Source organism: Allohoeflea poritis, assembly GCF_027889715.1.
GTDB classification, from domain to species: Bacteria; Pseudomonadota; Alphaproteobacteria; order Rhizobiales; family Rhizobiaceae; genus Hoeflea_A; species Hoeflea_A poritis.
The window spans coordinates 23,080-37,001 of sequence record NZ_JAPJZH010000012.1 but is presented as its reverse complement, the minus strand read 5'-3'; the positions used below and the strand labels follow the sequence as shown (position 1 = coordinate 37,001).

The window sequence follows — 13,922 nt, the reverse complement described above, 5'->3', positions numbered from 1 at the left end:
CGACGGAAATTTGGCAGACACGGACAGTTGTCGTGTTTAAAGTGTGGCGGGCATTGGTTCGCCATAAGGTGGCAATGTCGGCCCGGAACCCCGATATCAGGCCGCGCCGCGGCGGAAAAGCCGGGAGAAATTCGTCGGCGTCAGTTGCGGGCGCGCAAGTGCGTAGCCCTGCACGAGATCGGCTCCCGCGCCCCAGGCGAGATCGACCTGGAAATCCTGCTCAAGCCCTTCGATAACGATGGCGGCGCCGCCCTGGCGGAAGCGCGCGACTGCATCCTTCAGCGTGTCAAATCCGCTCGGGCTTTCCATGAGCCGTGCCACCCATTTAGCATCGAACTTAATGAATTCCGGACGAATCTGATCGACCCGGCGCGAATCGGACGATTCAGCGCCAAAATCATCGACGGCGATCCTGAAGCCGCCTTCTCTCAGGCTTTCCGTCAGATAGCGCATGCGGGCCGGGGACAGGATGGGCTGTTCGGTCATTTCGCAAACAATGTTTCGGGGCGAAAAGCCGTTGGTGCCGACATCGGTCTGCAGGCGGCTGACCTGTGCGGCGATCTGCCGGTTGCTCTCATAGATGCTGGGGTCGAAATTGAGAAACAACAGCGCGTCGCTGCTCGGTTCGGCAGATGCGTTGATCAGGTGTATCTGCCTGCAAAGCGCGTCGAGCGCCACGCGCTCGCTCTGCCCGACACGCGCCAGGAACTCGGCCGTGCCGAACGGCCGGCCATTCAGGAACAGGCGCAGGAGGCCCTCCAGGCCACGCAAGACGAGCATGCCCGAACTTTCGCGGCCGAGGATCGGCTGAAGCGCCGTTTTCAGCACGAACGGTCCGAAGGATCCCGTGCACGTGCCATTGGCCTCCGGCAGGATCCGGCCGCTATCGTTGTGTCCGGCCATCCCGGCTCCCAGACGTTGCCCCGGACCGCCGGACCGCAATTGCCGGCGCCGGCCGGGTTGAACTTCTCGCTGTGATTCGACATAGGATTATACACGATCCGGATTTTGTCCCGGTCGCAGCCGATTTTCACAAACGGAGTTGTCCGAAATGGCATTTCTTGCCGATGCGCTGTCACGCGTGAAGCCGTCCGCCACAATCGCAGTCACACAAAAGGCCCGGGAACTGAAAGCGAAGGGCCGCGATGTCATCGGCCTGGGTGCCGGTGAGCCGGATTTCGATACGCCCGACAATATCAAGGATGCGGCGATCGATGCGATCCGCCGCGGCGAGACGAAATACACGCCGGTATCGGGCATACCGCAATTGCGGCAGGCGATCTCGGACAAGTTCAAGCGCGAGAACGGCCTCGACTATGCGCCGGAACAGGTGATTGTCGGGACCGGCGGCAAGCAGATCCTCTTCAACGCGCTGATGGCAACGCTCAATGCGGGCGACGAGGTCATTATTCCCGCGCCCTACTGGGTGAGCTATCCGGAGATGGTCGCCATTTGCGGCGGCACGTCGGTTTATGCCGAAACGCTGCTGGAGAACGGCTTCAAGCTGACAGCGGAGGCGCTGGAGGCGGCAATCACGCCGAAGACGAAATGGCTGATCTTCAACTCGCCGTCGAACCCGTCCGGGGCCGCCTATTCGGAAGACGAATTGCGGTCGATTACCGAGGTTCTGCTGCGTCATGCACATGTGTGGGTGCTGACGGACGACATGTATGAGCACCTCACCTATGGCGATTTCACCTTCACGACGCCGGCGCAGGTCGAACCGGAGCTCTACGACCGTACCCTGACCATGAACGGCGTATCGAAGGCCTATGCCATGACCGGCTGGCGCATCGGCTATGCGGGCGGGCCGATCGAACTGATCAGGGCGATGGACATGATCCAGGGACAGCAGACATCCGGTACGAACTCGATCGCGCAGTGGGCCGCTGTCGAAGCGTTGAGCGGACCGCAGGACTTCATTGCGAAGAACAAGAAGATCTTCGAGGGCCGCCGCGATCTTGTCGTCTCGATGCTCAATCAGGCGGCCGGCATCTCCTGTCCCACGCCGGAAGGCGCGTTCTATGTCTATCCCTCCTGCGCCGGGCTGATCGGCAAGACCGCTCCGTCGGGAAAGACGATCGAGACGGACGAGGATTTCGTTACCGAACTGCTTGAAACCGAAGGCGTTGCCGTCGTGCACGGATCGGCATTCGGGCTCGGACCGAACTTCCGTATTTCCTATGCGACATCCGAGGCTCTGCTTGAGGAGGCATGCCGCCGGATCCAGCGCTTCTGCGCTGCCTGCACATAAACGGACGGCCCCCTGTCGCCGGTCGGCAGCGCAGGCTGTGACGCATTGACAGCTCAGTTATATAACTTTTATGTTAAATAACTGCCTTGTTAATATGATCGCACGATGGGAGGAAATGGCATGCCGAATTTCGTATTTGCCTATCATGGGGGCAAACCCCCGGAGTCCCCGGAAGAGGGCGCCAAGGTCATGGCCGCGTGGAATGCATGGTTTGAGACACTCGGTGCGGCCGTTGTCGATGGCGGCGCCCCGGTTGGCGCATCGAAGACGGTTGCGTCTGGAGGCGTGAGCGATGGCGGCGGGTCGAATCCGCTGTCCGGCTATTCGATCGTGAGCGCCGACAATATCGATGCGGCGGTGGAGATGGCCAAGGGATGTCCCATCCTGGAGGGCGGCGGCAGCATCGAGGTCGCCGAAGCGATGGAAATGTAGGGCCACAAGCCGCCGCGGCGTCAGCGCGGCCAAGAAAAGAGAAAAAGCCGGCTGCAGCGCTGGCTTTTTCTTTGCCGGTGTCCGGGCGAGCACACTGGATTGTGAATATGTATGAGTTGTAGGTCTTTGCAGTGGACATATGATCTGCGCACGAACGGAGCGGTTTTCGGGGAATGCTTCCGTGCCTTTGTGGAGGACAGGAATTGGCGCACATCATCAAGCGAAAAGACTGGGCGATCGGCGAAAGCCAGGCGACGCCCGAGGACGTATTCTTCAACCGGCGGCAGATCGTCAAGGGCCTCGGCATGGCCGGTCTCGGCCTGGCAACAGCCGTCGCGTTGCGGCCGGGCAGGGGCTTTGCCGCGGAAGACCCGACCGCCGATCTTTATCCGGCCGAGCGCAACGAAGCTTACATGATCGACCGGGAGATAACGCCGGAAGATGTCAACCTGACCTACAACAATTTCTACGAATTCGGCTCGCACAAGCAGATCTGGAAGGCAGCGCAGGCGCTCAGGACCAGCCCCTGGGATATCGAGATCGACGGGCTCGTCGAGCAGCCCATGACCATCGGTTTCGAAGACCTCGTGCGCAAGATTCCGCTCGAGGAGCGGCTCTACCGGCACCGCTGTGTCGAGGCATGGTCGATGACGGTGCCCTGGACGGGATTTGCCCTTGCGGATCTCGTCGCGCTCGCCAAGCCGTTGTCTTCGGCCAAATATGTGCGGTTCGAGACGTTTCTCGATCCTCAAGTCGCGACCGGCCAGAAGCAGCGCTGGTATCCCTGGCCTTACGTGGAGGGCGTAACGATCGAGGAGGCCGGCAACGATCTGGCATTCCTCGTCACCGGTGCCTACGGCAAGCCGCTGGCCAAGCAGTTAGGGGCGCCGATCCGCCTGGCACTGCCATGGAAATACGGCTTCAAGTCAATCAAGTCGATCAAGCGCATCAGCTTTACGGATACCCGTCCGGTCAGCTTCTGGGAGGAGGTCGGTCCGGCCGAATACGGATTCTGGGCAAACGTCAATCCGGGCGTCCCGCATGCGCGCTGGAGCCAGAAACAGGAGCGTGTGCTGCATACGGGGCTTTACGTGCAGACGCAGATGTTCAACGGCTATGGCGAGCAGGTCGCACATCTCTACAAGGACATGAAGGGCGAGAAACTCTTTATGTAGAGCAAAAAAAAACGGGCCTCGAGATTGCTCTCAGGCCCGTAGAATCAGAAGGTTTAAAACGAAACCTCCAGAGGGGAACACAGCCGGTGAAGATGGTACTGGGAGGAATAGTCCATCCGTACTCACCGGCTTCTGGAGATATGTTTACTTAACGTGCGAAATGCAAGATGGTGCAGCGCATGGCAGCTATGCGCTCAGTGCAAGGCTGGATGTTCCGATATCCCGGCCTTGTTACGTCGATGCCTTGCACGATCTCCCGCCGCGTCATGAAAGCGTCCAGACGGTGATCTTGTGGTCGAGGCCCCGGATCGCCACGTCGCTGTGCGGCACCAGATCGGAGACGGCCCTGTCCTCGCCATTGACCTCGTTCTGAACGCGCTTGAGCAACTCGTCCGTGGCGGCGAGCTTGACGGACAGTCCGCGCGTCAGCGCCTCGACACGGCTTGCGACATTGACGGTGTTGCCGATGACCGCGAACTCCAGCCGGTTGGCGCCGATGTCTCCGAGGACGGCGGGTCCGTAATGCAGTCCGAAACTTGCCCGGACCGGCGGTTCGCCGGCGGCCTCGCGTTCCCTGTTCCAGGCGGCGACCGATGCGATCATGGCGCGCGCGCAACGCAGTGCATTGAAGGCGTCCTTGTCGCTGGCAAAGGGCGTTCCGAATGTCGCCATCAACCCGTCGCCGAGATATTTGTCGAGCGTGCCATTGTGCCGGAACACTTCCTGTTCCATGCGCTGATGGAACTGCCTGAGCGTCACGATAACCTCCTCGGAGCTCCTGCTGGCCGCGTAATTCGTGAAGCCGACAATATCGACGAACAGGACCGCGACATCCTGCGTGCGGATCTGCTTCAGCGGCTCGTCATTGTTGGACAGTTCCTCAACGACGTTGGGCGAAAAGTAGCGGGCGAGATTGGCCCGTTCGCGTTCAAGCGCCGCGTGACCCATGAGAAGATTGCCGTAGCGGCGCACCACCATGGACAGGGTGACGGCCACGATCATGAAGACGACGACCTCCTGCACCCTGATATAGGCCAGATAGTTGTTCGGGTTGAGGAAGGATGCGAGTTCGAGATCCGGCGCAAATGCCGCGATCACGGCATCGGACATGGCGACATTCTCGCTCGACAACAGCCAGGCGATACCAAGCGCCAGGAGCCACAGGCCAACGGTCAGCATCCCTATCCAGCGCACGGTCTGCCAGGAATAAGCGAGCGCGCCGCCGGCCAACAGAACGTAGAAATAAAGGAAGCCCTCGAAGCGATACTGCGTCGCCTGCGGCCAGTCATTGTCGGAAAGCGGATTGGGAACGACCACGACAATTGTCATCAGGGCCAGATCGCAGAAAATCAGAAGCAGTTCCGCGCGCGAGCGGCCAACCCGGGCGACGCGAAGATGCACCCATCCGATGAGGCTGAAGACGATGAGAAAGACGACATAGTACACGACCGAAAGATCGAAATTGACGATGGGAAGCATGATGGCGATGGCGGCCATTGCGACCCAGCGGGCCTTGACGGCAAGTTCGACCCCTTCGCGCTTGTGGCGTTCGAGCGCGGCTTCGGCGAATTTGTTGCTGACGTCATTTGTGTCCGGTGTCTCGTCTGCCGAGCCGGATGCTGCCCCGTTGGAGGCAGATGCTGAAAGGCTGTCTGTCAAAATCAGACTCCTTGAAAAACGGAACTGATTTCGAGGATAACCGCGCCGTGACGCTTTAGGAACCGGATGCTGGGCCTAACGCGGCCTTTCCATCATCAGCAATGTGAATACGAACACGGCGCCCAATGATGTCGTGATGACGCCGACCGGAAGTTCCTGCGGCGCGAGCAGCACGCGCGCCAGCAGATCGGAGGCCGTCAGAAGCGCACCGCCTATGATGGCGGCGACGATCGACAGGCGCAGATGCAATGCACCGACCAGCGCCCTTGCGATATGCGGAACCATCAGGCCGATAAAGCCGATCACGCCGGAAACCGAGACAAAGATGGCCGTTGCAAATGCCGCCGCTATGAATGCATAGCGGCGCAAAGCCGTCACCGGCACGCCAAGGCTGTTTGCCGTCGCATCGCCGGCCAGAAGCGCGTCAAGCTTGCGATGCGAAAGCATGGTGAAGGCAATGATGGCCGCAGCGCCCAGAATAACCAGGGGCAGGGTGCTCCAGCGCGCGAGACCGAGGCCGCCGAGCATCCAGAATATGACGGAATGGGCGGCACGGTGGTCGCCTGAAAACACCAGGAAATTGGTCAGCGCCGAGAAAAGGAACGAGACGGCGAGCCCGGCCAGGATCAGTTTCTCCGGCGCCGATGTGCGCAGGCGGGCGACCAGTCCAAGCACGATTGCCGTCGCCAGCATGCCGCCGCTGAATGCGGCGAGCGGCAAGGTCCAGAAACCGAGCACATCGCCGGTAATGGTTATGACGAACACCGCTCCGGTCGCGGCGCCCGAGGAAAGGCCGAACAGGAACGGATCGGCCAGATCGTTGCGCGTTGCCGTCTGAAGCACGACGCCGACGACGCCGAGGCCCGCGCCGATCAGGAGGGAAAACAGCGCTCGCGGCAGCCGGAGGTCGAAGACGATGCGGTCCATCGGCGAGGCTTCGCCACCGAGCAGTCCGATGCCGCGAAGGATCGACCCGGTAACCTCCTGCAACGATATATCGGCCGAACCGTAAGCGACCGACAGAAGGAGCAGGGCGATCTGAAGGATCGCCCCTATGCAGATGCATAGTGCGAAGCGCGACACTTCAGAACCGTTCCGGGTGCATGGCTTCGGCGATCTTTCGGATGGCCGAGATATTGGCCGGTCCCGGCGTCAGTTCCTCATAGCGCAGCCCGATCCACTGGCCGTTCTTCACCGCCCTGGTCTGGGACATCACCGGGTGGGACTGAAGGAAGGCGAATGTGTCGGCCGCCCCGTTGCCGGTCTGATAGTCGAGCAGGATGAGGAACTCCGGATCGGCCGCCGCAACGGCCTCCCAGGAGGAGCGGCCCCAGCTCGTGTCCATGTCATGGGTGACGTTCTCGCCACCGGCCGCGGCGATCATCGCATCGGGAATGGCAAAGCGCCCCGCCGTGAAGGGCGCGTCGGCCGGGCCGTCAAGAAGAAACACCCGCTTGCTGTCGGCATCGCCGACATCCGCCTTGATATCCGAAAGCTCCTTGCGCCAATCGGCGACCAGTTTGCCGGCGCGCTCTTCAACGTCCATGATGCGGCCAAGGCGCAACACGTCGTCGAACAGCAATTCCATGCTTGCTTCCGGGCGGTTCTTGTCGAGATGGATGCAGCTTTCCGTAAGCACGAGCGTCTTGATCCCGAAGGGCTCCAGCGTATCGGGCGTCACGTCGCCGCCCGGTTTCATGCCGTAATACCAGCCGGCGAAAAACAGGTCGGGATCGACGGCGACGAGGTTCTCGACCGTCGGATATTTGGGTGCCAACTCCGGAATGTCGCCGCGAAGGCTGTCGAAATCCGGGCTCGTCTTGTACCAGCCGGTGATGCCTGTCAGGCCGACAATACGGTCCTGCAATCCCAGCGCAAAGGCCATGTCGGTCATGTTCATGTCGTGCACGACGATCCGCCCCGGCGTGGTCTCGAAGGTAAGCTTGTCGCCGCAATTGTCGACGATCACCGGATCCGCAGCCGCCGGAAGGGCGATGCAGAGTGCAGCCAATGAAAGGAAGACTGATTTCATGACATTTTCTCTTTTTCAGTGGTTGGTGTTTCGTGAAATCGGAATATCGAGGACGGACAGGGTTCTTGCTTCGCTCGGATGCCGGACCTGGATCAGTTCGACGCCGAACACGTCGCGGATGAGCTGTGGCGTGAGGACATCGTCAGCCGAACCAAAGGCCCGCAACCGGGTCTGTTCGAGGACGGCGACCTGGGTGGCGAATTCGGGAATCAGCGCGATCTCGTGCACGATCAGCACAACCGTGATGCCGAGCCCGACGATCAACGACAGGATCTTGCCCTTGGCGTCGGGATCGAGGTGATTGGTGGGCTCATCCAGAAACAGCAGCTTCGGGTTTTGCGCGATGGCGCGCGCAATATGGGCCCTTTGCCGTTCGCCGCCGGACAGCCGGCCGAAAGGTGCGTCCGCAAACCGCTCCATCTGCGTTGCCCGCAGCGCATTCGCGACGGCGTCGCGGTGATCCTGTTCGGGAAGTTCGCCGCGCAGCGGCAGCCGTCCCAGGGCCACGTAGTCCTCGAGCCGCAGCCTGCCATCGGGGCTTTCCAGTTGACCGACAAAGGCAACGTCTTTTGCCCGTTCGCGGGCCGGCAGTCTTGAAAGGTCCCTGCCGTTGAGCCGAACCTGGCCAGGCCGCAATTCACCGAGGCCGGAGATCAGCCGCAGCAGGGTCGATTTGCCGGCGCCGTTCGGACCGGCAATCGCGAGAATGCTTCCGCGCGACACGGCAAAGGAGATGTCGTCGATCAACACATCGCCGTTGCGCGCACGGTGGCTGAGGCCGCTGACCTCAAGCACTGGGGCGGGAGCGTGCATCAGCTTGAGAGCCCTGCAATGATCCGGCTGGACCTTTGCGGGCGTCCGTCGTCAACAAGCCGAATTGTTTCGTCGGATCGTGCCATCGCTGCCTCCGTCAGAGCGGGGAAGCGGGAAGCGAATCGCAATGTTCCTGAACACGAAGAAACGTGTCATCAAAGCCTCCTTCCGGGACACCCCGCCCGGTTCGGTTGAAGTTCTGATGGCAGGTTTCCTGACTTGCGGGTCAATGCTCGGCTGTCCTTCCCGGCAAATGCCAGTGGCTTTTCAGCGTCGCTCTCCGCCTACAGTTGCGGGGGCAGTCATGGAGTTGGCGCCTGATGGCTACACCGCACCATGTTCCCTTTCTCATTCCGTCGCCGCGCATGCGGCTCGGGAAACCATCGCGATTCATCTAGCAACTGACAGGTCGCTTCGCAATTGAAATCTGCTGCGGTCGATGTGGACGTCGCTGCCGCGCGGTCTGACCGGCAGGGCGGTCAGGCGAAGGCCTCAATATTTCCAGTTGCGCGCCTTGGAGATGAGGAAATCGCGGAAAGCCTTGAGCTTTGCCGAGCCGCGCAGCTCTTCCGGATAGCAGAAAAAGCCGGAGAAGGAGGGAACGTCCGCATCGATGTCGAGCTGTACGAGGCCCGCATCGTGGCCGACCATGTAATCCGGCAGCATGGCAAGACCTATGCCGAGCTGGGCGGCCCGCTTGATCGACGGCATGTTGTTGATCTGCAGGTGCGGCGAGCGCGGGTTGCTGGCCGGGCGTCCGGCCACTTCGAGCCAGTTGACGTCCAGCAGATAGTTGGGCGCCGGCTCGCCGAAAGTGATGATGCGGTGCCCGTCGAAATCGCTGACATGTTCCGGCTTGCCGTAGCGGTTGAGATAGGCGGGCGAGGCGTAGACATGCATGTGCACGGTGAACAGCTTGCGCTGGATCAGGTCCGGCTGCTGCGGCTGGCGCAGGCGGATCGCGCAATCGGCGTGCCGCATGCTCACGTCGAGTTCCTCATTGTCGAGAAGCAGTTGCACCTCGATGTCCGGGTAAAGCTCCATGAATTCCTGCATGCGGTCGGTGAGCCAGCCGGAGCCGAGGCCGACCGTCGTCGTGACCCGCAGCTTGCCGCTCGGCTTGTCGGTTGTTTCCGACAGCCGCACGCGCACCGCCTCGAGCTTGAGCAGGACATCATGGGCGGTGCGGTAAAGCAGTTCGCCCTGTTCCGTCAGGATCAGGCCCCGGGCATGCCGGTGGAAAAGCGGCACGCCGATATCCTGTTCCAGCGCACTGACCTGGCGGGAAATCGCCGATTGCGACAGGTGCAGTTTCTCGGCCGCATGGGTAAAGGATCCGGCCTCGGCCGCGGCGTGGAAGATGCGCAGTTTGTCCCAGTCGAGCGGCATGTCGCTGTTTCCTTTCGGCGCCCCGTTATTCCGCGGCGTCCGCCATCGGTTCAAGCTCCGCGAGGAACTTCTCGGCCTCGAGCGCGGCCATGCATCCCATCCCGGCGGCGGTAACCGCCTGCCGGTAGATGTCGTCGGTCACGTCGCCGGCAGCGTAAACACCGTCCACATCCGTTGCCGTGGAATCGGGCGCCGTCCAAAGATAACCGTTGGATTTCTGCTTGAGCTTGCCTTCAAACAACGCAACGGAAGGCGCGTGGCCGATGGCGATGAAAACACCGTCCGTCGCGTGCGCGGTGATCTCACCGGTCTTGACGTTCTTCAGGCGCACGCCGGTGACCGATGGCGGTGTCGTGGTCTCGCCGGTGATTTCCTCAAGCTGGCTGTCCCAGACGATGTCGATATTGTCCTTCGCCATCAGCCGCTTCTGCAGGATCTTTTCGGCGCGCAGCTCGTCGCGGCGATGCACCAGCGTGACCCGCTCGGCGAGATTCGAAAGATACAGCGCTTCCTCGACCGCCGTGTTGCCGCCGCCGACGACCACAACCTTCTTGTTGCGGTAGAAGAAACCGTCGCAGGTGGCGCAGGCCGATACGCCGAAGCCCATGAATGTCTGTTCCGATTCGATCCCTAGCCACTTGGCCTGGGCGCCGGTGGCGATGATCAATGAATCGCACGTGTATTCCTGGCCGGAATCGGTCTTGATATGGAAAGGTCGGACATCGAGATTCACGTCGGTCACGAGATCGTTGACGATGTCGGCCCCGACATTTTCGGCCTGTTTGAGCATCTGCTCCATCATCCAGGGACCCTGAACGGTCTCGGCATAGCCCGGATAGTTCTCAACGTCCGTCGTGATCATGAGCTGACCGCCCTGTTCCATGCCGGCGATCAGGACCGGCTCGAGCATGGCGCGCGAAGCATAGATGGCCGCTGTGTAACCGGCGGGTCCCGAGCCGATGATCAGGACGCGTGCATGGCGAATCGTCATTATCGATTTCCCTGTTGCTCAAATTGTGTGGCCTAGATAGGCGGTCGGGCACCCCATGTGCAAGGTCCGCACCAATGTTAGCCGAATGTACGAAGTAGGGCGCGGGCGTTGCAAGGGGAGGGCACGGCTTTCACACAGCTGTCATGCACGTCCGCGCGGTGAAATATTCTTGCGTCAGCGCGCAACAACTGATCAGATCATGGCGGTTCGCCACTTTTATGAATCACGAGAGGCAACGCCATGGCCATACGCGCCGAACTCGATGCGATCGATCTCAAGATCCTGCGTGAACTTCAAGATGACGGGCGCATGACCAATGTCGAGCTGTCCGAGCGGGTCGGCATATCCGCGCCGCCCTGCCTGCGGCGGCTGCGCAAACTGGAGGAAGCCGGCATTATCGAGGGCTATCGCGCCACCCTGAACGCGCCGTCGCTCGGTTACGATCTGGTCGCCTTCTGCATGATCGGCCTGACACTCCAATCGGAAGTCAATCTGCGGGCCTTCGCCGAAAAGACACTGCAGTGGCCGATCGTGCGCCAGTCGTGGATGGTCTCGGGCGAATCGGATTTCCTGCTGCACTGCGTTGCCACGGATCTGGCGACCTTCCAGGATTTCGTCATCGACGAACTGACGGCTGCCGACAATGTCGACACGGTTCGCACGATGCTTACCATAAGGCAGGTCAAGAACGAGGGGCCGATCGATCTGGGTGGCGGGTTGCCGAATATCTGAATTCCAAAGCCCCGTTATTGCGGATCAGTTTTTCCAATGGCATGCGGTTGATCGAACACTGTCGGTTCTAGCGGCGATCCGTCGTTTTTCGTTGCGTGTTCCACAAAGGTGTTTACGTGGGGCGGGATGATCGTTCCCTTCTGCGCAACGCCCAAAAAGATATGTTTCGAATTCTGCGGCGTGATTTCCAGCCAGTTCGGATCGTCCAATGTGCCTCCGTAGAGACCCACGATCCCTTCGAAACGTTCGAATGTCAGGAACAGCTTGGTGCCGCAGGTATCGCAAAAATGTATGTATACGTCCTTTCCGCTGCCTTCCGATATGTGCTTGTATTGTTTGGGCCGGCCCTCGGTCATCGAAAATTCCGACGCATCGAAGATGGGCTCCACCAGATAGGCGCCGCCGGTTGCCCTCTGACAAAACTTGCAATGACAAATGGTCGTCCGCGACGGCTGGTTATGAACTTCGTACCTCAACGCACCGCACAAGCATCCGCCCCGCATCCCTGACATCCCGCATCTCCAGCAACGAATTAACTGCGATCAGGAGGAGATTAGAGCGTGTTTGGCTTAGATTAAAGCATTTGATTTTCCCCACCCTTGAAAGGCCTATCGTGTTGAAACTCAGAGATGATCGGGCCGGGCGATTTTGGCCCCTGGCGTCGTTGGCTCGCGCTTGTGGTGGGTTGGCACCACGGCGCGCAACCCGCCTGGCTAGTGACCAAAATCGCTACGGTCAAATGCTTCAATCTAAGTCAGACACGCTCTAGGCACAGTTGAACCCAATTCTCAACGGCCGACTTGCTTCACCCGGCGCCCCAGACAGCCTCATAGACCTTGTGGATGCCCTCGACTTCGCTCCCGATTCCGAACAGCTCTTCGGCGCGGTGCCGCGCATTGCCGGCCTTGAGCGCCAGTTCCATGGGATTTTGCATCAGGTCGCGTGCCGCTGAGGCAACCCGGTCCGCATCCGCGGCGTGTACGACCGTTCCGGCGCGATCTTCACCGATGAAGGCGGAAAAAAATCCGGTGTCGCTGGCGACGATCGGAACCGCACTGGCCATCGCCTCCAGCGGCGTCATTCCGTATCCCTCGTAACGCGGCGGTGCGATGAGAAGCGACAGGCTCCTGACCAGCGCCGGCAAGTGATCGGCGGCGAGTTCGCCAGTGAAGACGATGCGTTGGGAAAGGCCTGCGGCTTCCACCCGCTGTCGCAGCTCGGCGGCAAAACCACGGTGCTGCGGCGTCGCCTTGCCGATGACCAGAGCGGCGGCGTCGGGGAAGTCGGGCAACAGCTTTATCATCGCATCGACAAAGACATCGGTGCCCTTTTCGGGGCGGATGCGTCCGATCGTGGCAATGCCGAATCGTCCCGGATAGCCCGTGTCGCGCCATGCCGCATCGCGGTCGGCGGCCGGATGAAATCGCTCCGTGTCGACACCGTGGTGAACCACGGAATGGACATTTGGCACCAGGGCGGCCGCTTCCTGCGTTGTCGCGATCACCGCATCCATTCGTGCGATCAGCCAGCGCGGGAATGCCGAATGGCGCCGCTGGGCAGCCGAGGTGAAGACGGTGCGGACCGGCAGCTTGAGCACGTCGCGTGCCCAAATTGCGGCCCGCATCTCATTGTTGCGGCGTACATGCCAAAGCACAAAGGGCCGTCCGTCGGCCGGCGTGCGCGAAAGCCGAAAGGCCTGGCGAACCGACACCGGGGCGGGGCAGCCGGTGAGCGCACGGCCGACGATCCTCATGGCATAGCGTGTGGCCTGCTGGCGGGCGACGGCAGCCGCGGTCGCCGACACACCGGTGAAGTTCCGGTGCATGTTGGTTACCATCAGTTCCGGTTGATCGGACATGGTCGGCAGCTCCCGCGGCGTCCGCCGCAAACGGCGCTTGCGGCGAAAACCCCATAGCACAGGCGTTGAGCGGGAAAACCTACGTTCAGCCCCAGCGCACTTCGAGGATCTCGTAGGCCTTTGCGCCGCCCGGAGCATTCACCTCGATACTGTCGCCGACCTGTTTGCTGATGAGCGCGCGGGCAATCGGCGATGACAGCGAAATACGCCCTTCGCGGACATCGGCTTCCTGGTCGCCGACGATCTGGTAGGTCTTTTCCTCGTCCGTGTCCTCGTCGACGAGCTTGACGGTGGCCCCGAATTTGATGGTATCGCCCGACATCTTCGTCAGATCGATGACCTCGGCACGGGCCGTCAGGTCTTCCAGTTCGGCGATGCGGCCCTCATTGTGGCTCTGCGCCTCCTTGGCGGCGTGATATTCGGCATTTTCCGACAGGTCGCCATGGGCGCGCGCTTCCGCGATCGCCTCGATTATGCGCGGCCGTTCTTCCTGCTGGCGCCAGCGCAATTCATCGGTCAACTTGCCAAAGCCACTTTGGGTCATGGGGACTTTTTCAACCATGTCCTTCTCCTTCTTTTTGGCGCTT

Annotated in this window: 14 protein-coding genes and 1 riboswitch; of the genes, 4 read left to right on the top strand and 10 right to left on the bottom strand. The window is 61.0% G+C overall.

Annotation, left to right across the window (positions count from 1 at the left end; genetic code table 11):
- Positions 1 to 96: 96 nt before the first annotated feature.
- Positions 97 to 903 (bottom strand): EAL domain-containing protein, encoded by an 807-nt coding sequence (locus OOZ53_RS18190; RefSeq protein ID WP_271091117.1) that lies wholly within the window; start codon positions 901 to 903, stop codon positions 97 to 99.
- Between the two features lie 148 nt (positions 904 to 1,051).
- Between OOZ53_RS18190 and OOZ53_RS18185 the strand changes: the two genes are divergently transcribed.
- From OOZ53_RS18185 to msrP, 3 genes are all read left to right on the top strand, one after another.
- The gene (locus OOZ53_RS18185) at positions 1,052 to 2,254 is read left to right on the top strand and encodes a pyridoxal phosphate-dependent aminotransferase (protein WP_271091116.1); all 1,203 of its coding nucleotides are present in this window, start codon (positions 1,052 to 1,054) and stop codon (positions 2,252 to 2,254) included.
- A 120-nt stretch (positions 2,255 to 2,374) separates the two neighbouring features.
- Positions 2,375 to 2,686, top strand: a complete 312-nt coding sequence (locus tag OOZ53_RS18180; RefSeq protein ID WP_271091115.1) for a YciI family protein — start codon at positions 2,375 to 2,377, stop codon at positions 2,684 to 2,686.
- A gap of 203 nt (positions 2,687 to 2,889) precedes the next feature.
- Positions 2,890 to 3,861, top strand: coding sequence for a protein-methionine-sulfoxide reductase catalytic subunit MsrP (gene msrP, locus OOZ53_RS18175; protein WP_271091114.1), 972 nt, complete (start codon positions 2,890 to 2,892; stop codon positions 3,859 to 3,861).
- A 264-nt stretch (positions 3,862 to 4,125) separates the two neighbouring features.
- On the opposite strand, the gene OOZ53_RS18170 is transcribed toward msrP, so the two are convergent.
- The 6 genes from OOZ53_RS18170 to trxB all read right to left on the bottom strand — a co-directional run bounded on the left by OOZ53_RS18170 (position 4,126) and on the right by trxB (position 10,745).
- Positions 4,126 to 5,520 carry an adenylate/guanylate cyclase domain-containing protein gene (locus OOZ53_RS18170; protein ID WP_271091113.1) on the bottom strand — a complete coding sequence of 465 codons (1,395 nt, stop codon included), beginning with the start codon at positions 5,518 to 5,520 and terminating at the stop codon, positions 4,126 to 4,128.
- A gap of 75 nt (positions 5,521 to 5,595) precedes the next feature.
- Positions 5,596 to 6,603: a FecCD family ABC transporter permease gene (locus tag OOZ53_RS18165; RefSeq protein WP_271091112.1), complete on the bottom strand. Its 1,008-nt coding sequence runs from the start codon at positions 6,601 to 6,603 to the stop codon at positions 5,596 to 5,598.
- Position 6,604: 1 nt separating this feature from the next.
- The gene (locus OOZ53_RS18160; RefSeq protein ID WP_271091111.1) at positions 6,605 to 7,552 is read right to left on the bottom strand and encodes an ABC transporter substrate-binding protein; all 948 of its coding nucleotides are present in this window, start codon (positions 7,550 to 7,552) and stop codon (positions 6,605 to 6,607) included.
- A gap of 15 nt (positions 7,553 to 7,567) precedes the next feature.
- Positions 7,568 to 8,365, bottom strand: a complete 798-nt coding sequence (locus OOZ53_RS18155) for an ABC transporter ATP-binding protein (protein ID WP_271091110.1) — start codon at positions 8,363 to 8,365, stop codon at positions 7,568 to 7,570.
- A 187-nt stretch (positions 8,366 to 8,552) separates the two neighbouring features.
- Positions 8,553 to 8,765: riboswitch (cobalamin riboswitch) on the bottom strand.
- Between the two features lie 92 nt (positions 8,766 to 8,857).
- Positions 8,858 to 9,754 (bottom strand): LysR family transcriptional regulator, encoded by an 897-nt coding sequence (locus OOZ53_RS18150; RefSeq protein WP_271091109.1) that lies wholly within the window; start codon positions 9,752 to 9,754, stop codon positions 8,858 to 8,860.
- A 25-nt stretch (positions 9,755 to 9,779) separates the two neighbouring features.
- Complete coding sequence (gene trxB, locus OOZ53_RS18145) at positions 9,780 to 10,745, bottom strand: thioredoxin-disulfide reductase (RefSeq protein WP_271091108.1); 966 nt, start codon at positions 10,743 to 10,745, stop codon at positions 9,780 to 9,782.
- A 240-nt stretch (positions 10,746 to 10,985) separates the two neighbouring features.
- Between trxB and OOZ53_RS18140 the strand changes: the two genes are divergently transcribed.
- A complete protein-coding gene (locus OOZ53_RS18140) occupies positions 10,986 to 11,477 on the top strand; it encodes an Lrp/AsnC family transcriptional regulator (protein WP_271091107.1) in 492 nt (163 codons plus the stop codon).
- 14 nt (positions 11,478 to 11,491) lie between these two features.
- Here the strand turns inward: OOZ53_RS18140 and OOZ53_RS18135 are convergent, their stop codons facing one another.
- The 3 genes from OOZ53_RS18135 to greA form a co-directional block, all read right to left on the bottom strand.
- Positions 11,492 to 11,980: a GFA family protein gene (locus OOZ53_RS18135; RefSeq protein ID WP_271091252.1), complete on the bottom strand. Its 489-nt coding sequence runs from the start codon at positions 11,978 to 11,980 to the stop codon at positions 11,492 to 11,494.
- A gap of 302 nt (positions 11,981 to 12,282) precedes the next feature.
- The gene (locus OOZ53_RS18130) at positions 12,283 to 13,335 is read right to left on the bottom strand and encodes a glycosyltransferase family 4 protein (protein WP_271091106.1); all 1,053 of its coding nucleotides are present in this window, start codon (positions 13,333 to 13,335) and stop codon (positions 12,283 to 12,285) included.
- An 85-nt stretch (positions 13,336 to 13,420) separates the two neighbouring features.
- Positions 13,421 to 13,897 (bottom strand): transcription elongation factor GreA, encoded by a 477-nt coding sequence (gene greA / locus OOZ53_RS18125; RefSeq protein WP_271091105.1) that lies wholly within the window; start codon positions 13,895 to 13,897, stop codon positions 13,421 to 13,423.
- Positions 13,898 to 13,922: the final 25 nt, after the last annotated feature.

Coding starts and splice junctions, on each gene's coding strand:
- OOZ53_RS18155 (WP_271091110.1), bottom strand. CDS start 8,365: ATGCACGCTCCCGCCCCAGTGCTTGAGGTCAGCGGCCTCAGCCACCGT.
- greA (WP_271091105.1), bottom strand. CDS start 13,897: ATGGTTGAAAAAGTCCCCATGACCCAAAGTGGCTTTGGCAAGTTGACC.
- OOZ53_RS18150 (WP_271091109.1), bottom strand. CDS start 9,754: ATGCCGCTCGACTGGGACAAACTGCGCATCTTCCACGCCGCGGCCGAG.
- trxB (WP_271091108.1), bottom strand. CDS start 10,745: ATGACGATTCGCCATGCACGCGTCCTGATCATCGGCTCGGGACCCGCC.
- OOZ53_RS18190 (WP_271091117.1), bottom strand. CDS start 903: ATGGCCGGACACAACGATAGCGGCCGGATCCTGCCGGAGGCCAATGGC.
- OOZ53_RS18160 (WP_271091111.1), bottom strand. CDS start 7,552: ATGAAATCAGTCTTCCTTTCATTGGCTGCACTCTGCATCGCCCTTCCG.
- OOZ53_RS18180 (WP_271091115.1), top strand. CDS start 2,375: ATGCCGAATTTCGTATTTGCCTATCATGGGGGCAAACCCCCGGAGTCC.
- OOZ53_RS18140 (WP_271091107.1), top strand. CDS start 10,986: ATGGCCATACGCGCCGAACTCGATGCGATCGATCTCAAGATCCTGCGT.
- OOZ53_RS18135 (WP_271091252.1), bottom strand. CDS start 11,980: ATGCGGGGCGGATGCTTGTGCGGTGCGTTGAGGTACGAAGTTCATAAC.
- OOZ53_RS18130 (WP_271091106.1), bottom strand. CDS start 13,335: ATGTCCGATCAACCGGAACTGATGGTAACCAACATGCACCGGAACTTC.
- OOZ53_RS18185 (WP_271091116.1), top strand. CDS start 1,052: ATGGCATTTCTTGCCGATGCGCTGTCACGCGTGAAGCCGTCCGCCACA.